Source organism: Roseovarius spongiae, from assembly GCF_003651245.1.
GTDB classification, from domain to species: domain Bacteria; phylum Pseudomonadota; class Alphaproteobacteria; order Rhodobacterales; family Rhodobacteraceae; genus Roseovarius; species Roseovarius spongiae.
On sequence record NZ_RAPE01000001.1, the window covers coordinates 422,939 to 439,286 of the forward strand.

Annotated in this window: 16 protein-coding genes; 2 read left to right on the forward strand and 14 right to left on the reverse strand. The window is 65.6% G+C overall.

Features of this window, described 5'->3' with window-relative positions; translation table 11 throughout:
- Positions 1-4: 4 nt before the first annotated feature.
- The 5 genes from D6850_RS01980 to D6850_RS02000 all read right to left on the reverse strand — a co-directional run bounded on the left by D6850_RS01980 (position 5) and on the right by D6850_RS02000 (position 6,041).
- Entirely contained in the window at positions 5-973 is a 969-nt protein-coding gene (locus D6850_RS01980) for a type II secretion system F family protein (protein ID WP_121163378.1), read from the reverse strand.
- 4 nt (positions 974-977) lie between these two features.
- Positions 978-2,432 (reverse strand): TadA family conjugal transfer-associated ATPase, encoded by a 1,455-nt coding sequence (locus D6850_RS01985; RefSeq protein WP_121163380.1) that lies wholly within the window; start codon positions 2,430-2,432, stop codon positions 978-980.
- A gap of 23 nt (positions 2,433-2,455) precedes the next feature.
- Complete coding sequence (locus tag D6850_RS01990; RefSeq protein ID WP_121163382.1) at positions 2,456-3,679, reverse strand: CpaE/TadZ family protein; 1,224 nt, start codon at positions 3,677-3,679, stop codon at positions 2,456-2,458.
- A gap of 272 nt (positions 3,680-3,951) precedes the next feature.
- The gene (locus D6850_RS01995) at positions 3,952-4,605 is read right to left on the reverse strand and encodes an OmpA family protein (RefSeq protein WP_121163383.1); all 654 of its coding nucleotides are present in this window, start codon (positions 4,603-4,605) and stop codon (positions 3,952-3,954) included.
- A gap of 17 nt (positions 4,606-4,622) precedes the next feature.
- On the reverse strand, positions 4,623-6,041 hold the full coding sequence (locus D6850_RS02000) for a type II and III secretion system protein family protein (protein WP_121163384.1): 1,419 nt from the start codon (positions 6,039-6,041) through the stop codon (positions 4,623-4,625).
- 416 nt (positions 6,042-6,457) lie between these two features.
- On the opposite strand from D6850_RS02000, the gene D6850_RS19665 reads away from it, so the two are divergent.
- The gene (locus tag D6850_RS19665) at positions 6,458-6,856 is read left to right on the forward strand and encodes a hypothetical protein (RefSeq protein ID WP_245964070.1); all 399 of its coding nucleotides are present in this window, start codon (positions 6,458-6,460) and stop codon (positions 6,854-6,856) included.
- A 73-nt stretch (positions 6,857-6,929) separates the two neighbouring features.
- On the opposite strand, the gene cpaB is transcribed toward D6850_RS19665, so the two are convergent.
- From cpaB to D6850_RS02020, 3 genes are all read right to left on the reverse strand, one after another.
- Positions 6,930-7,799 (reverse strand): Flp pilus assembly protein CpaB, encoded by an 870-nt coding sequence (gene cpaB / locus D6850_RS02010; protein ID WP_121163386.1) that lies wholly within the window; start codon positions 7,797-7,799, stop codon positions 6,930-6,932.
- Positions 7,800-7,932: 133 nt separating this feature from the next.
- Positions 7,933-8,127: a Flp family type IVb pilin gene (locus tag D6850_RS02015; RefSeq protein WP_121163388.1), complete on the reverse strand. Its 195-nt coding sequence runs from the start codon at positions 8,125-8,127 to the stop codon at positions 7,933-7,935.
- Positions 8,128-8,303: 176 nt separating this feature from the next.
- Positions 8,304-8,492: a Flp family type IVb pilin gene (locus tag D6850_RS02020; protein ID WP_121163389.1), complete on the reverse strand. Its 189-nt coding sequence runs from the start codon at positions 8,490-8,492 to the stop codon at positions 8,304-8,306.
- Positions 8,493-8,850: 358 nt separating this feature from the next.
- Between D6850_RS02020 and D6850_RS02025 the strand changes: the two genes are divergently transcribed.
- Complete coding sequence (locus D6850_RS02025) at positions 8,851-9,666, forward strand: lytic transglycosylase domain-containing protein (RefSeq protein ID WP_121163391.1); 816 nt, start codon at positions 8,851-8,853, stop codon at positions 9,664-9,666.
- A 123-nt stretch (positions 9,667-9,789) separates the two neighbouring features.
- Here D6850_RS02025 and D6850_RS02030 read toward each other — a convergent pair whose 3' ends face one another.
- The 6 genes from D6850_RS02030 to D6850_RS02055 form a co-directional block, all read right to left on the reverse strand.
- Positions 9,790-10,413 carry a 3-oxoacid CoA-transferase subunit B gene (locus tag D6850_RS02030; protein WP_121163392.1) on the reverse strand — a complete coding sequence of 208 codons (624 nt, stop codon included), beginning with the start codon at positions 10,411-10,413 and terminating at the stop codon, positions 9,790-9,792.
- Complete coding sequence (locus tag D6850_RS02035; RefSeq protein ID WP_121163394.1) at positions 10,413-11,117, reverse strand: CoA transferase subunit A; 705 nt, start codon at positions 11,115-11,117, stop codon at positions 10,413-10,415. The genes D6850_RS02030 and D6850_RS02035 overlap by 1 nt, the downstream gene beginning before the upstream one ends.
- Positions 11,118-11,231: 114 nt before the next feature.
- Positions 11,232-11,804, reverse strand: coding sequence for a L,D-transpeptidase (locus tag D6850_RS02040; protein WP_121163396.1), 573 nt, complete (start codon positions 11,802-11,804; stop codon positions 11,232-11,234).
- Positions 11,805-11,938: 134 nt separating this feature from the next.
- Positions 11,939-14,605: a type I DNA topoisomerase gene (gene topA / locus D6850_RS02045; protein ID WP_121163397.1), complete on the reverse strand. Its 2,667-nt coding sequence runs from the start codon at positions 14,603-14,605 to the stop codon at positions 11,939-11,941.
- A gap of 175 nt (positions 14,606-14,780) precedes the next feature.
- Positions 14,781-15,956 (reverse strand): DNA-processing protein DprA, encoded by a 1,176-nt coding sequence (gene dprA, locus D6850_RS02050; RefSeq protein WP_121163398.1) that lies wholly within the window; start codon positions 15,954-15,956, stop codon positions 14,781-14,783.
- Between the two features lie 86 nt (positions 15,957-16,042).
- Positions 16,043-16,303 (reverse strand): hypothetical protein, encoded by a 261-nt coding sequence (locus D6850_RS02055; RefSeq protein ID WP_121163399.1) that lies wholly within the window; start codon positions 16,301-16,303, stop codon positions 16,043-16,045.
- Positions 16,304-16,348: the final 45 nt, after the last annotated feature.

Below are 16,348 nucleotides of genomic sequence, written 5' to 3' on the forward strand. Positions count from 1 at the left end.
TCCCCTAGACCTTGATGTTGACGAGCGCGCGCATGACGATGAGGTTCAGCACCAGAAAGGCCCCGACGACGAGACAGGCCGGAATGAACCACGGGTGGTCGAGCACCTTGTCGTAGTAATTCGGATCGATGAGCTGGATGCCGATCAGCGCGAGGATCGGAAAGCCGGACAGGAACTTGCCCGACCATTTCGCCTCGGCGGTGATCGCCTTCACCCGGCGGAACAGGCGGAAGCGCGCGCGGATCACCTTGGCCAGGCCGGCGAGGATCTCGGCGAGGTTGCCGCCCGATTGCTGCTGGATCGTGACCGCCACGGCGAGAAAGCGCAGATCCTGCATGTCCAGCCGCTCGGCCATGTCCTTGAGCGCCTCGCCCACGTCGCGGCCATAGGCCGCCTCGTCGGCGATGATGCCGAACTCGGTCGCCAGCGGGTCCGACACCTCGGAAGCGACGATCGAGATCGCGGAGGAGAACGGATGCCCCACCTTGAGCGAGCGCACCATCAGTTCGATCGCATCGGGCAGTTGCTCTTCGAGCAGCGCCATCCGCTTGGCCGCCTTCATCGAAATCCACATGAAGATCGCGCCGATCCCCATCGCGATGGACACCGCGACGCGCACGGGCATGGAGGTCGCCGTGCCGACGCTGAGCCCGACGAAGGCCAGGCAGCCGAGCAGAGCCATCAGCATGATCAACTGCTTGGGCGAAAAGGCGATGGCCGCCTTCTGCGCCTTGGTCGACAGGATCGAATAAAGCGGGATGCGCCGCGCCTTGAGATGCTGCTGCATCTCCTTGCGCAGCTTTTCCATCACCTCTTCGCGGTTCTGGCTCTTGTCCAGCATCTCCAGCCGGCGGTTCACGCGGCTGTTCAGGCTGATGCTCTTGCCGAAGACGGTGAGGTAGATCCCCTCGACGAGCGCGAGCACGCCAAAGAAGATGAGACCATAGATGATCGGTTCCGCGCTGAGGCTCATGGGATCACTCCGGTCTCACGGGTTCATAGATGCTCGCCGGCAGGTCGTAGCCCCACAGGCGGAAGCGTTCGGAATAGTTGGAGCGCACGCCGGTCGCGGTGAAATGGCCGATGATCTTGTTCTCGGGCGTGAGGCCGACGCGCTGGAAGCGAAAGATCTCCTGCATCGAGATCACCTCGCCCTCCATGCCCGTCACCTCGGTGATCGAGGTCATGCGGCGCGACCCGTCCTGAAGGCGGCTGGCCTGCACGATGAGGTTCACGGCGCTCGCGATCTGGCTGCGCACCGCCTTGAGCGGCATCTCGATGCCGGCCATCGCCACCATGTTTTCCAGCCGGCTGATCGCGTCGCGCGCGTTGTTGGCGTGGATCGTGGTCATGGAGCCGTCATGCCCGGTGTTCATCGCCTGGAGCATGTCGATCACCTCTTCGCCGCGGGTCTCGCCCACGATGATGCGGTCGGGCCGCATCCGAAGCGCGTTTTTCAGACAGTCGCGCGGGGAAACCTCGCCCTTGCCCTCGACGTTGGGAGGGCGGGACTCCATCCGGCCGACATGGATCTGCTGAAGTTGCAGTTCGGCCGTGTCCTCGATCGTGAGGATACGTTCCGCGTTGTCGATGAAGGATGACAGCGCGTTGAGCGTCGTCGTCTTGCCCGACCCCGTCCCGCCCGAGACGATCACGTTCAGCCGGCAGGCGACCGCGGCCTGGAGGTAGGCGGCCATTTCCTCGGAAAAGGCGCCGAAATTCACTAGGTCGTCGATGCCGAGCTTGTCCTTCTTGAATTTCCGGATCGACACCAGGCTGCCGTCCACCGCGACCGGCGGCACCATCGCGTTGAAGCGCGAGCCGTCCAGCAGGCGGGCGTCGACATAGGGGTTGGATTCGTCCACGCGCCGACCCACCGCGCTCACGATCTTGTCGATGATGCGCAAGAGGTGGCGTTCGTCCTTGAAGGTGATGTCGCTGAGCTCGAGCTTGCCCGCGCGCTCGATGAAAATCTGGTGCGGGCCGTTCACCAGGATGTCGTTGACGGTGTCGTCCTTCAGCAGGGTTTCAAGCGGCCCCAGGCCGCGCACCTCGTCATAGAGCTCCTGCGTGAGCGTGCTGCGCTCTTCGCGGTTGAGCACGATGCTGCGCTCCTCGAGCACCTCGGCGGTGATCGCGCTGATCTCGGCGCGCAGGTCGGCTTCGGACGCTGAATCGAGCGCGCCGAGGTTGAGGTTGTCCAGCAGCGCGCGGTGCAGATCGAGCTTGATCTCGCCGAGCCGCTCCTTGCGCCTGCGCTCCTTGTCCTGCGGTGCGGCGGTCGCCGGCGCGACGGGGGCGGGGCGGCGCAGGCTGGCCTTCGGGGCGGGGGCGTCCGCGCCCGCGGCGGACGCTTCGGCGGGGGCGGCTTTGTCCTTGGCGGACGCCTTCGCCGGGGTCGCCCCTGTCGGCTTCTTGTAACGCGAGAACATTCGACTTACCCTCTCTCAGATTTTCAGGCCGCCTCGGCGTCCGATTTGCCCAGCTCGTGCAGCTGCGCAGCCAACTTGGCGATTTCCTTGCGCAGCGGATTCTTGGGCGCCGAGGAGGCCAGCGGCAGGCCGTGATCGGCGCCCTGGCTGACGGCGCGCCCGCCATCCGGCAATTGCAGTTCAATGTTGATCTCGAGGCTCTCGGCCATCCGCTTGATCCGGCTCTTGCCGTTCAGGTCGGTGAATTTCGGTGCGCGGTTGATGCAGAAGCGCAGCCGCTCCAGCGGCAATTCCTCGGCCATCAGCGCGCGTTTCAGCCGAAGCGTGTTCTGCGCGGAACGCATGTCCATCTCGAGCGTGACGAAATAGATCTGCGCCGAGGTCAGCACCGTTTCCGTCCACTGCACCAGCGTCGTGGGCATGTCGACGATCACGTAGTCGAAATGCTTGCGCGCCTGTTCCAGAACCCGGTTCACGTCCTCGGGCGAAATCATGTCGAGCGGCAGAACCTCGGGCGGGGCGGTCAGCACCCAGAGCCGGTCCTCGTAGCTGACCAGCGCCTGCTTGAAGATGTCCTCGTCCATCGCCTCGGTGTCCGACCACATCTCGAAGACCGGCTCGCGGCGGGGCAGGTCGAGGAAGGTCGACACCGACCCGAATTGCAGGCCGAAGTCGAGGATGCAGACCCGCGGCGCGTCCTCCTTGGATACGGTCGCCAGTTCCCAGGCCAGGTTGACCGCAAGGGTCGTGGCCCCGGTCCCGCCGGCAAGCCCGTGCACCCCGAGAAGCACGCCGTCCTCGCCGTTGGCCGTGGGCGCCGTTACGCCCTGCGGCGCCGGCGCAGGGGCGCGCAGCCGCTCGATCGCGGCCTGAAGCTCGTTCTCCGGCAGCGGGTAGGGCACGAATTCATCTGCGCCGTCACGCAACAGCTGGTGCAGCGCGGCGGGCCCGACGTCATCGGCGATCAGGATCACCTTGATATCGCGCCCGTGAGCGAGGCCGATGATCTCGCCGATCATTGTCAGGCGGTCCTCGTCCTCATCGTCGAGCGCGATCGCCACGAATTCAAGCGACTCCGCCTCTGGCTGATTGAGATAGGCCATGGCCTCGGCAAAGCCGAGATCGCCCCAGGCTTCGCCCATGGCGGTTTCCATGTCCTCGATCAGCAGATCGAAGTTGCTGACGTCACGGCTGATCGTGCAGGCGACGATCGGGCTCGCATCTGGTTGCTTCATGGCGCTGCTCATTTCAGTTCGGTCCTATTTCATGTGCCACCTTTTACGGCGCCTCTTTATGTGGGGGGCTTGATGGGTGTCCTCGCCCGCCCCGGAGCGCCCGTCCCGGCGATTCGGATGACGCGCCGGGGCTTCTGCCCATGGGGGAATGTCGCGGAAAATATGGGCAACATTAGGGCCAAAAGATCGTAATTGTGCGTTGCGGCGAGACAAAGAAAAACCCGCCGAACGGGTCGGCGGGCTGAAGGTGTCCCGGCAAGCCGGGCAGGGAGATTCGCGTGTTTCTACTCGCTTGAACTCGCGGCGCTCGAAATCGTCCTGAGCTCCGAGGCCGGCGCGGCGCTGGCGATGTATTCGCGATAGACCACTTCGGCGTATTTGCCGTCCATGATGATGGGGTGCGATCCGACGAAACCCGACACCTCGGTCACGGTGCGCCGGTTGCGCCGCTCGCGGCCCTGCGTGACGATCAGCGGCTGGGTCTCGCCGAAGGACACCACCGCCTCGAGCCGCGAAGTGCTGATGCCCTGGCTGGCGAGGTAGGCGACCACGGCGCGCGCCCGCGCAAGGCCCAGGCGCTTGTTGTAGGCGTTCGACCCGACGGCGTCGGTGTGGCCATAAACCCTGAAGCGCACCTCGGGGAAGTGGCGGATCCAGGCCGCCTGTTCACGCAGGGTGTCGCGCGCGACCGCATCAAGCTGCGCGGAATTGAACGCGAAGTTCACCGTGCTGCGCACTTCGTTCGCGAACCGGTTGGACAGGTCATGGACATAGGCCCGTTCGCCGCTCATCACCTGGGTGTTGTTCATGTTGGCGTTGCCAAAGCTGCCGGTATCCACCAGCGACCCGGTTTCGGAGTAGGAGCGGTAGACCTCGCCGGGCGTCCCGGAGCATCCGGCGGCCGCGAGAACTGACAAGGCTGCAAGTAGTTTCTTCATCTGTCCTGTCTCTCTTCTCAATCCATCACGTAGCCGTAGGACCCGTTGAAGTCCTGTTTCGCGACTTCGCCCGCGGGGGTCGTGGTCCCGACCTCGCGGGCGACGCGCCCGTTGAGGAACAGGTCCGCCTCGCTTGGCAGCCGCACCCGGTCGGTCGGCAGCGCGAGCGCTTCGCCCCTGGTGGGCGTGACGAGATGCGCGGTCACGATGATGACCAGTTCGGTCTGCTCGCGCTCATAGTCAGCGCTGCGGAACAGCGCCCCGAGCACCGGCACGTCGCCCAGCCACGGCACCTGGCCGTTGGTGTCCTGGAAATCGTCCTGCAACAGACCCGCGATGGCAAAGCTGTCGCCGTCGCGCAGCGCGATCGTGGTCGACGCGTCGCGGCGCCGGAAGGCGGCGATGGTGAACGCCGCCGTGTCGATGCCGTTGGCGAGATCGAGCGAGGAAACCGCCGCGGCGATTTCGAGGTTGATCACCTCGTCGTCGAGCACGCGCGGCACGAAGTTGAGCTCCACGCCGAAGGGCTTGTATTCCACCGAGATGGTGTCGTTGTCCTGCGCCACCGGAACCGGGTATTCGCCGCCGGCCAGGAACTTGGCCTCCTGCCCGGAGAGGGCGGTCAGGTTCGGTTCGGCCAGGGTGCGCACAACACCTTTGCTTTCAAGGGCTTGCAGAAGGACGCCGATCTGTGCGGAGCCGACGTCAAGGCCAAAGAACGCGGCCCCGTTGTTCTGCGACCCGCTGCGGTTGGTGCCGGGCTGCACGCCGGTGACGTTGACGTTTGACGGCCCGGCGTTGTTGGTCGAAACCCCGACCCCGGCGCCCGCGCCCAGCCCGTCCACCAGAAGCGAGGTCGACAGGCTCTTGGTGACGGTGCGCTGCATCTCGGCGAAGCGGACCTTCAGCATCACCTGCTGCTTGCCCGAGACCGACATCAGGTTCGACACCCGCTCGGGCGCGTAGCGTTCCGCGAGGTCGAGCGCGCGCTGCATCCGCGGCGTGCTGCTGACCGTGCCCGAAAGAACGATGCCGTCATTGGCGGTGCGCACTTCGATCCGTTCGTTGGGAAGGATCTGACGCAGCCGTTCCTTGAACTCCGAGACATCCGCGCTAACGCTTACCTCGACGTTCGCGATGAGCCGCCCGTTTTCGTCCAGAAGCGTCAGCGTGGTGCGCCCGGGCGACTTGCCCAGCACGTATATGGTGCGGTCCGACAATGTGGAGAAATCCGCGATCGAGGGGTTGGCGATGCTCAGCTCCGCGAAAGGAACATCGCTTTCGACAACGACCGCGCGGTTCATCGAAACGGTGAGATCGCGCCCCATACCCTTGCGCACGACATGAAGATTTTCGGCGGCGGCCGGAGTCGGAGTCGTGCCGCCTATCGTGGCGAACCCCAACAGGGCCGCCAGCATAATACTCTTGTATTTCATGTGACCCTGCCTTTCGATCACGCCTCGGTTTTTTGGGTCTTTACGCCCTGAATTGGCCTTACTGTGCGGCACTTTTCGCAATTTATCAAGAATCAATGCCCTTAAGCGGATTTTTGCGAATATGTGGCGAAAATAGTTGCAGGAAAGAAACGCGGCGCAGGTGATTCGGCGGTGGCGTCCCGGGCGGCCAGAGGACGCGACCGCCGGTTGGTCGGGGGCCGCCCCGCGCCTGTCGGAAAGGGGAGAACGATCGTTCAACAAGCGATGCCCGTTCGCTTTTTTCCGGGACCGGCCTTCTTATCGAGGGCATAGGCGGGTAAGACTAGGGGCCAGGGGTGTCGGTCAATCGGGGAATCAACGATGCCCGCCCGCCGTCAGGCGATGTTCAGAATTAGGAAGTTGACATGCATTACTCAATGAAAGCCCTGTTCTCGGCCTGCGCCGTCGTCTTGTCGATGCAGCCCGTCCAGGCTGAGGATATTTCGATCGGCGGCGTCCCTCAGGACCCGAGCTACATCGCAGCCACAGATCAGCACCGCGCCATCCTTGATTGCCACCACGCACTGCGTGTGGGCGGCTGGCCGTTGATGCAGGCGACCTACGTGGCCTACCCTTGGGGCGGGGACACCGTGATGCGGGTTCTTCCGGACCGAACCGTCAGCCCGCGGGCGGCGGCCTGGATCAATTCCTGCGCCGACAGCAAGCTCGGGCGCGCGTCCGTCGCGCATGTCGCGCCGCGGAGGGTGCTGAACGCGCGCTGCCCCCGCGGTGCGGAGGTCATCCGCGGCGGCGCCGGCTACTGCATCGGATACTGATCCCGCCTACCGGACGCGACAGGGGGCGCCGACAATCCGGCGCCCCGCGATCCTTCCCGGTCCATTGACGCGTTCAGTTGGTGCAGGGGATCGGCGTCACGATCACCTCGGCCCCGCGGCGCGTGCGGATCGAGCAGACCTCTTCTTGCGGCGCTTCCACCGGGGCGGGCGCGGAGGCCAGGCCCAGCAGTTCCCTCTGGTCGATCTCGATGGATTGCGTGACCGTATCGTCCTGCGCTCCGACCAGGCTCAGGCTCAGCCGCCCGGTCGATTGCGCCTGCGCGAGCGCGGCGACCTGTTCGGGACGCGCGGCGACGGTGACCGTGCTGGCGATCTGCGCCTGCATGGCGTCGCTGCTGGCTGACTGGTCGATGGCGATCAGTTTCACGCCGGCCTCAATCAGCTTGGTCACGTCGCCGCTGCTGTCACCTTCGGTGCGCATGCCGGCGCGGCCGATATTGCCGGTCCAGTAGACGTCTACCCGGTCGCCCACGCGCAGGAAGCCGGACACGCCCGAGGTGCGGTCGACCTTGATGGCGAAGGCGCGCATGCCGCGCTCCAGCTTGTTGGTGATTCCTGCGTCCTTGCCGGCGTCGGTCACCTTGGCCTCGAGGATGGCCTCGTATTTCTCCATCGTGCGCAGCACCGTGCGCGGCTCGACATCGCCCTTGGGGAAAAGCTCTTTCTCGGTCTTGAAGACGCCCTCGGGCAGCGACGCCTTGGGGAACTTGATCAGCTTGACGTCGTCAGGCATCAGCCGCTGCCCGTATTCCAGCTGCTGCGTGGCGACGTAGACGTCGACCGTCTCGATGTTGGGCGCGCGCTGCTTGCGTTCATGCTCGAGCTGAGCCTGGTAGCTCTGGATGTAGGTCTTGGCCATGTAAACGGCGAATCCCGCCAGGCCGAGCCCTACGACAAGTACCAGTCCGAAAACGATGCGCATGGCCTATCCTTTCGATTTTGCGGTATTGTTTCGCGCCCGGGGACGCGGAACGGAATTGTCCGGGGGCCACCATCGCGCAGGAATGTGGCGAAAAATGGAAGACGGCGCGGTCGTTTGCGGGCGAACCGCGATATTATTCGCTGCCGTTGACGTCCGTGTTGGTCATTCCGCTCTCGATCTTGCCGGTCAGCACGCCGGTCGAGTCCTGGACCGTGGCGATGGTCCCGGCGGCAAGGCCGACCAGCGCGGCGGTCAGAACGACCCAGTCGACGGAAATGGCCCCGTCCTCGTCTTCGCGAAAGCGTTTGATGAATGTGGATTTGGGCATGTTGCACCTTGTATGCGATTTGTGAAGTCTCGCCCCTTGGTCGGGACGGGACGTTGGGCTGCCCCCGAGGCCGGCTCACGACCCCGTCGTCGGGGTCGAATTGGCTTTGTCTATGGCAAAGAGCCGCAAATCGATGACTTGCGGCTCTTTGTATTTCAGATATCGAAAGGCGTGAATTATTCGGCGCCGTTGACGTCTTGGCCGGTAACGCCGGTCTCGATCTTGGTGGCGAGAGCGTCGACGCCGTCGGACACGGTCGCCACGCCGGCAACGCCCAGGCCGACAACGGCTGCCGTCAGCACGACCCAGTCGACAGTCACTGCGCCGTCTTCGTCTTTCTTGAAGTTCTTGAAGAATTTAATCATGGTTTGGTCCCTCCAGAGGATCACTAGGTTTACTCAGGTTCACTACCGGTTTGCCTCTGGCCGCCTCTCTCTGTTGGCCTTCAGCGCCGCGGTATGGGCAGATATAGCCAGTTAATTCAGGCAGGAATTGGGCGCGATCCGAACGTTTTTGGCGCATCTTTAACTTTTTCTTAGAGATTATGGTATCGCTCTGATTCTAATGGTTAAAAAGCGTTAAGATTTTATTCTGGACGCGCTTTCTGCGTGAAATGCATCACGCTTGCCGGTTCAGTTGTTGCGGGTTCGTCGTCCAACGCTGGTAAAAGCGGGTGATCTTTGCCAATCTGTCGCCAATCGAAAAGAGGCTGAGCAGTCCGCGATGATCCGAGGGAACAAAATCCGCCTGCTGGCGGCGGCGCTTGCGGTGTGCGGCGCGGGCGCGCGGGCCGACGATCCGCCGCCGTTTCCGGATTTCACCTTCAAGATGGGCAAACCGCCCAAGCCGGGCGCGACCAAGCGGATCACCGTCCAGATCGAACCCGCCGCGCAGCCGGCCCCGAAACCGGACACGCCGGATGCGGTAACGCCCGCACCGCGCGTTTCGCGGTACGACTGGTTCTGGGAGGCGATCCCGACCGGCTATTCGGACGCGGGCGCGCTGCGCTTCGACTCGGCGCTGCTGAAACTGGCCAAGCCGCCCGACGGGGTGGCGGTGGCCTATCCCCGGCTTCAGCACCTGCAAGAGATCGCCAGCGCGCAGGGCCAGAACATCCTGACGGCCACGATCGGCACCGACGTGTCGCCCGCGCTCGTCCTCGCGGTGATCGCCGTGGAGTCCGGTGGTCGTGACGCCGCCGAGAGCGAGAAGGGCGCCCAGGGGCTGATGCAGCTCATCCCCGCCACCGCCGAACGTTTCGGCGTCGCCGACAGCCTCGCCGCGGATCAGAACATCAAGGGCGGCGTGGCCTATCTCGACTGGCTGCTCAAGGAGTTCAAGGGCGACCCGATCCTCGCGCTCGCCGCATACAACGCCGGAGAAAACGCGGTGAAGGCCAATGAAGGCGTGCCGCCATTCGCCGAAACCCGCGATTACGTGCCCAAGGTGCTGGCCGCCTATGACGTGGCCCGCGGCCTGTGCAAGACGCGCCCCGAGTTCATCTCGGACGGCTGCGCGCTCAATCTCGCGATGAAATAGGACGGACCCGCGCGGCCCGAGCCGCCGCTCTGCCATAAAACGCCGCGGCGCGCCCCGCTTTCACGGAACGCGCCAAGAAAATTCAAATTTTCTTGTCAAAAGTCTTGCAAGACTTTTGACGGCTCACACGATGGTGGCCTCGGTCGCGGCGCGAATATCGTCCTCGCTCACGCCTTCCGCGGTTTCGACGATCTTCAGCCCGCCCTCGACCACGTCGAGCACGCCGAGATTGGTTATGATCCGGTCCACCACGCCCGCGCCGGTCAGCGGCAGCGTGCATTCCCTGAGCAGCTTGCTCTCGCCGTGCTTGTTGGTGTGGTCCATCACCACGATCACCCGCGGCACGCCGGCCACGAGATCCATCGCGCCGCCCATGCCCTTGACGAGCTTGCCGGGGATCATCCAGTTGGCGAGGTCGCCGTTCTCGGCCACTTCCATCGCGCCGAGGATCGCCGCCGCGATCTTGCCGCCGCGGATCATGCCGAAGCTGGTGGCGGAATCGAAATAGGCGGTGCGGTTCAGTTCGGTGATGGTCTGCTTGCCCGCGTTGATGAGATCCGGGTCCTCCTCGCCCTCGTACGGGAAGGGGCCCATGCCCAGCATCCCGTTCTCGGATTGCAGGGTGATCTCCTTGTCGCCGGTATAGTTCGCCACCAGCGTCGGGATGCCGATCCCGAGGTTGACATACCAGCCGTCCTGAAGCTCTGCGGCCGCGCGTTCGGCCATCTGGTTACGGTCCCAGGGCATTATGCGTCCTCCCGCTTGCGAGTCGTGCGTTGTTCGATGCGTTTCTCGTGCTCCCCCTGCACGATCCGGTGCACGTAGATGCCGGGCAGGTGGATGAGATCGGGATCGAGGCTGCCGCGCGGCACGATTTCCTCCACCTCGGCCACGCAGACCTTGCCGCACATCGCCGCCGGCGGGTTGAAGTTGCGCGCGGTCTTGCGGAAGATGAGGTTGCCGGTGTCGTCGGCCTTCCACGCCTTCACGATCGAGAGGTCGGCGACCAGCCCGCGTTCCATGATGTAGGTCTCGCCGTCGAACTCCTTGTGCTCCTTGCCCTCGGCGATAACCGTGCCCACCCCGGTTTTGGTGTAGAAGCCCGGGATGCCGCAGCCGCCGGCGCGCATCCGCTCGGCGAGCGTGCCCTGCGGGTTGAACTCGAGCTCGAGCTCGCCCGAAAGATACTGGCGCATGAATTCGGCGTTCTCGCCCACATAGGACGAGATCATCTTCTTCACCTGGCGGGTCTGGAGCAGGATGCCGATGCCGAAATCGTCGACGCCGGCGTTGTTGCTGGCAAAGGTCAGGTCCTTGGTCCCGGCCTCCTTGATCGCTTGCAGCAGCAGTTCGGGAATGCCGCAGAGGCCGAAACCACCGGCCGCGATGAACATTCCGTCGAACAGCAGCCCGTCGAGCGCCTCTTGCGCCGATCCATAGACCTTCTTCATGAAAACCCCCACTGAAGTCGCGTTCAACTGGGGTATGCCGCCCCGCGCCGCCCAAAGTCAACGGGGCGGCGCAGGGAAGATCGCGTTACAGCGGATTCCGCCGGTGGCGTGATGTCACAGGACGCGAACCTGCGTGCCGATCGGCGTGATCGCGAACAGCTCTTCGATCATCGGGTTATAGAGCCCGAAACAGCCCGAGGACGACCGCCGCCCGATCTTGCGCGTGTCATGCGTGCCGTGGATCAGGTAGGCGGGCCATGTCAGGTACATCGCGTGCGTGCCAAGCGGGTTGTCCGGCCCCGGAGGCATGTAGTCGGGCAGGTCCGGGTTGGCCTTCTTCATGTTCTCGGTGGGCGTCCAGTCGGGGCCGACCCTCTTGCGCACGATCTTGGAATAGCCGCGCCGGGTCAGTTCGTCTGTCATCGGCACGGAGGTGGGATAGACCCGGTAATCGGTCCCGTCCGCGTTCCAGTGATGCAGCGAGCGCGAAACGGTGTCCTCGATGATCACGCCCTTGCCGAGTGAATCGAAATGGTCGCGCCAGTCGTGGGTGACGAAGCTCGACACGTTGCGCCGGACCGGCGCCAGCGGCTCGCGGGCAAGCGCCGGCGCGGCCAGGCCGGTGGCGATGCCGGCGGCCGCCCCGCCAAGGATTAGGGATCGACGGGAAATGGGGGAACGTTCCATATCTGCCTCTCTTCATTCGTGTTGGCGGCAACATGCCCCTTTGGCGCTCACGAAGGAAGGGCGCTGCGCTCACGAATGCGTTAGCGCCGCCGGGCGGGACGCAGGCATGCGCCTGTCGCATGACAGGGGTGGCGTCATTTTTTGGCGGCAGCCTTCTTTTTCGGCGCTGCCTTTTTCTTGGCCGGCGCCTTCTTGCGCCCCTTGCCCTTCTTCGCGGCCTTCTCGTCGATCAGCGCCACGGCCATGTCCATCGTCACGGCGTCGGGTTCGGTGTCCTTGGGAAGCGTCGCGTTGACCTTGTCCCACTTGACATAGGGGCCGTACCGCCCGTCCAGCACGTTCACCGGCCCGCCGTCGCGCGGATGCTCGCCGAGTTCCTTCAGCGGCTTGGCCGCCGCGCGTCCGCGCCCGCCGGGATTCGCGCGCTTCTCGGCCAGCAGCTCCACCGCGCGGTTCATGCCGATATGGAACACGTCATCGGGATCCTTGAGGTTGGCGTAGACGCCCTTGGCCTCGCCCTCGGCCTTGTGGTGCACGTAGGGGCCGAAGCGACCGAAATTGGTGGTGATAACGCCGCCGTCGGGATGTTCGCCCACCTCGCGCGGCAGGCTCAGCAGCGTCAGCGCCTTCTCGAGATCCATCGCGTCCGGCGTCCAGCCCTTGGGCAGCGACGCGCGTGGCGGCTTCTTCACCTCCTCCGTCACCTGCCCGCGCTGCACGTAGGGGCCGAAACGCCCCGTGCGCAGGCTGATCTCGTCGCCCGCATCCTCGCCCAGCACGCGGTCCTGCGCTTCGCCGGCGTCGCCGCCGATGGGACGGGTGTAGCGGCATTCGGGGTAGCGCCCGCAGCCGACGAAGCCGCCGGATTTCGACGTCTTGAGATGCAGCCGCCCCTCGCCGCAGAGCGGGCAGACGCGCGGATCGCCTCCATCCTCGCGCGGCGGGTAGAGGGTGGGCGCGAGCGCGTCGTCGAGCACGTCGAGCACCTCTTTTATGCGCAGCTCGGACGTTTCGGCGATGGCGGCCGAGAAATCGCGCCAGAACCCCGACAGCAGTTCCTTCCAGTCCTGCTGCCCGGCGCTGACATGGTCCAGCTCTTCCTCCAGATTGGCGGTGAACTCGTAGCCGACATACTGGCGAAAGAAGTTGAGCAGGAAGATCGTGACGATCCGGCCCTTGTCCTCGGGGATCAGGCGGTTGCCTTCCTTGCGGACATATTCGCGGTCCTGGATCGTGGTGACGATGCTGGCGTAGGTCGAGGGGCGCCCGATGCCGAGCTCCTCCATCTTCTTGACCAGCGTCGCCTCGGTATAGCGCGGCGGCGGCTGGGTGAAGGATTGCAGCGCCAGCACCGCCTCGTTCCCGGCCATGATGGCGGCGTCGTGGCGGGCCATGCCGCCGCTTGCGTCCTCGGTCACGGCGTCGGACTTGTCGGCCTTGGCGAACTGGTTGCGCAGGGACCCCTTGGCGAAGGCGGCGGGGTCGCCCTGCGATATTTGCGGCAGGCGACCGTCGTCGTCCTCGGCCGGCTCGTCGCGGCCCTCCTCGTAGACCCGCAGGAAGCCGTCGAACAGCACGACCTGTCCGGTGGCGCGCAGGCCGACCTGGCCGTCCTCGCTGCCGATCTCCACTGTCGTGCGCTCAAGCTTCGCCGCCTCCATCTGGCAGGCGAGCGTGCGTTTCCAGATCAGGTCATAAAGCCGCGCCTGGTCCTTGTCCGCGATTTTGAGCGCGGCGGCGTCGCGGGTCATGTCGGTGGGCCGGATGCATTCATGCGCTTCCTGCGCGTTCTTGGCCTTGTTCTTGTAGATGCGCGGAGACGGGGGCACGTATTCCTCGCCGTAGCGGTCCTTGATCGCGTCGCGCGCGGCCTGCACCGCCTCGGGGGCCATGTCGATGCCGTCGGTGCGCATGTAGGTGATGCGTCCCGCCTCGTAGAGCCGCTGCGCCGCGCTCATCGTCTGGCGCGCGCCCATGCCGAACTTGCGGCTGGCCTCTTGCTGAAGCGTGGAGGTCATGAAGGGAGGGGCGGGGTTGCGCGCGCCCGGCTTGGCCTCGACCGAGGTGACGGAAAGCGCGCGGGAGGTGACCGCCTGCACGGCAAGCTCCGCCTGCGTGGCGTTCCCGAGGTCGAACTTCTCGAGCTTCTTGCCCGCCAGCGTCGTCAGCCGCGCCTCGTATTCCTGCCCGCGCGGGGTGGAGAGAAGCGCCTTGACGGTCCAGTATTCGCGCGGATCGAACGCTTCGATCTCCATCTCGCGCTCGACGATGAGGCGCAGGCAGACCGATTGCACCCGTCCGGCCGATTTCGCGCCCGGCAGCTTGCGCCACAGCACCGGCGACAGGTTGAACCCGACGAGGTAGTCGAGCGCGCGGCGCGCGAGATAGGCCTCGACCAGCGGCGCGTCGACCTGCCGGGGATTGGCCATCGCCTCGGTCACGGCCGATTTGGTGATCGCGTTGAACACCACGCGGCTGACGGCCGTGTCCTTCCCGATCGCCTTGCGCTTGCGCAGCGCCTCCTCGAGATGCCAGGAAATCGCCTCGCCCTCGCGGTCGGGGTCGGTGGCGAGGATCAGCGCGTTGTCGTCCTTCAGAGCGTCGGCGATCGCCTTCACGTGTTTCTTGCTGTCGCTGCCGACCTCCCATTTCATGTCGAACCCGTTCTCGGGATCGACCGAGCCGTCCTTTGGCGGCAGGTCGCGGACATGCCCGTAGGACGCCAGAACCGTGTAGTCGGACCCCAGATACTTGTTGATTGTCTTGGCCTTGGCCGGGGATTCGACGACGACGACGGGCATGGATTTCCTTTCGACTCGGGGCAGGCGCCTCATGGCGGCGGACCATGTGGGGTCAAAAAGGGAATTGTCAATGCGGGCCATCGGCGCGACCCGCGTGCCGGCGCCGCGGCGTCAGAGGTCGCCGCGAGCCGCCGGTCGGGGCGTGGAGGGCTGCGTCGCGCCGGGGTCCGGTCGGTCAGCCGACCTTGGAGAGCAGGCCGCCCGGCTGGCGGCGAATCCGGCCCTCGATCTCGAGATCGACAAGGACCGGCGCGACGCGCTGGACCGGAGCGCCGACGTCGCGGATCAACTGGTCCTCGGCCAGCGGCGAGGGGCCGAGCCGGTCGAGGATGGTGCTGTGCAGATCGGCCGTCTCGCGCAGCGAGCGGCGGTCAGGCGGCGGCGCGTCCGGCGGCGTCGGCGGATTGGGCGCCGCCGGCGGCGCGGCGAGCGGCAGTTCCGGCGCGGCTTGCGCTGTCGCCATCGGCAGCGCCTCGATCACGTCCTCGGCGCTGCGCACCAGCCGCGCGCCGTCGCGGATGAGCATGTTGCACCCCGCCGCGCGCGCATCGAACGGGTGGCCCGGCACCGCCAGCACCTCGCGCCCCTGGTCAAGCGCATTGCGCGCGGTGATGAGCGAGCCTGACTTCGCCGCCGCCTCGACGACGACGACCGCCTGCGCGAGGCCGCTGATGATCCGGTTGCGGGCCGGGAAATGCCGCGCCTGGGGCGTCTGGCCCATCGGCTGCTCGGACAGGCGCAGCCCGGTTTGCACCATGTCTTCGGCGATGCGGGTGTTTTCGGCCGGGTAGAGCACATCGACCCCGCCCGCCAGCACGGCCACCGTGCCGGTCTTCAGCGTCGCGGCGTGCGCCGCCGCGTCGATGCCCCGCGCAAGGCCCGAGACCACGACATAGCCCTTCGCGCCCAGCTCCGCGGCCAGCGCGCGCGCCATCCGCGTGCCGAGCGAAGAGGCGTTGCGCGCGCCAACAAGCGCGATCATCGGGCGTGAAAGGACCGAGACATCGCCCACCGCCCAGAGCATCGGCGGCGCGTCCGCCAGGCCGCGCAGGGCGGCGGGGTAGTCGGGGTCGGTCATGAAGATCAGCCGCGCCCTTGCCGCGCGTCCGGCGGCCATTTCGGCGCGCGCGACGCCTTCGGGGCAGGCGCGGTAATCCTCCACCCCGGCGGCGCGCGCCACCTCGGGGAGGGCCGCCAGCGCGGCCTGCGCCGTGCCATGTTCGCCCAGCAGGCGATGAAAGGTCGCGATCCCGACGCGGCGGGAACGCAAGAGGCGAAGCCACGACACCCGATCATCTTCCGTGGTGGGTGGGAGTGGGGGGTGAGTGGAAGAGTAGGGTTGTTCGGACATCATGTCTCCGCCGTCTTGCAGAATCATGTGTAGCGCACGTCTGGTTAACATGGCGTAAACCACGGCGGAGCCTTACGCCCTTCAAATCAGATCCATGCAAACGCCCGTTGCAGGTAGGCCGCGCCGCCCGCGTCCCGCCAGCCGCCATGCGCGATGACCACGCGCTCGGGACGCCAGGCCAGCACCTTGTCGCGGGCGGCGCGCAGCCGGCTTCGGTGGACGACCGACAGCCGCACCTCCAGCGGCGCATGCCCCTTGCCCTCGATGATCTTCCAGCGGCGCGCGATCCAGCGTTTCCACCATGACCAGTGTTCTTGCAGAAATGCGTCCGGGAAGTTTTCCGACATGTCGGCGATTATTGCGGTGCGCGAGTCGCGGTGAAAGAAGACGAT

Coding starts and splice junctions, on each gene's coding strand:
- D6850_RS01980 (WP_121163378.1), bottom strand. CDS start 973: ATGAGCCTCAGCGCGGAACCGATCATCTATGGTCTCATCTTCTTTGGC.
- D6850_RS01985 (WP_121163380.1), bottom strand. CDS start 2,432: ATGTTCTCGCGTTACAAGAAGCCGACAGGGGCGACCCCGGCGAAGGCG.
- D6850_RS01990 (WP_121163382.1), bottom strand. CDS start 3,679: ATGAGCAGCGCCATGAAGCAACCAGATGCGAGCCCGATCGTCGCCTGC.
- D6850_RS01995 (WP_121163383.1), bottom strand. CDS start 4,605: ATGAAGAAACTACTTGCAGCCTTGTCAGTTCTCGCGGCCGCCGGATGC.
- D6850_RS02000 (WP_121163384.1), bottom strand. CDS start 6,041: ATGAAATACAAGAGTATTATGCTGGCGGCCCTGTTGGGGTTCGCCACG.
- D6850_RS19665 (WP_245964070.1), top strand. CDS start 6,458: ATGAAAGCCCTGTTCTCGGCCTGCGCCGTCGTCTTGTCGATGCAGCCC.
- cpaB (WP_121163386.1), bottom strand. CDS start 7,799: ATGCGCATCGTTTTCGGACTGGTACTTGTCGTAGGGCTCGGCCTGGCG.
- D6850_RS02015 (WP_121163388.1), bottom strand. CDS start 8,127: ATGCCCAAATCCACATTCATCAAACGCTTTCGCGAAGACGAGGACGGG.
- D6850_RS02020 (WP_121163389.1), bottom strand. CDS start 8,492: ATGATTAAATTCTTCAAGAACTTCAAGAAAGACGAAGACGGCGCAGTG.
- D6850_RS02025 (WP_121163391.1), top strand. CDS start 8,851: ATGATCCGAGGGAACAAAATCCGCCTGCTGGCGGCGGCGCTTGCGGTG.
- D6850_RS02030 (WP_121163392.1), bottom strand. CDS start 10,413: ATGCCCTGGGACCGTAACCAGATGGCCGAACGCGCGGCCGCAGAGCTT.
- D6850_RS02035 (WP_121163394.1), bottom strand. CDS start 11,117: ATGAAGAAGGTCTATGGATCGGCGCAAGAGGCGCTCGACGGGCTGCTG.
- D6850_RS02040 (WP_121163396.1), bottom strand. CDS start 11,804: ATGGAACGTTCCCCCATTTCCCGTCGATCCCTAATCCTTGGCGGGGCG.
- topA (WP_121163397.1), bottom strand. CDS start 14,605: ATGCCCGTCGTCGTCGTCGAATCCCCGGCCAAGGCCAAGACAATCAAC.
- dprA (WP_121163398.1), bottom strand. CDS start 15,956: ATGTCCGAACAACCCTACTCTTCCACTCACCCCCCACTCCCACCCACC.
- D6850_RS02055 (WP_121163399.1), bottom strand. CDS start 16,303: ATGTCGGAAAACTTCCCGGACGCATTTCTGCAAGAACACTGGTCATGG.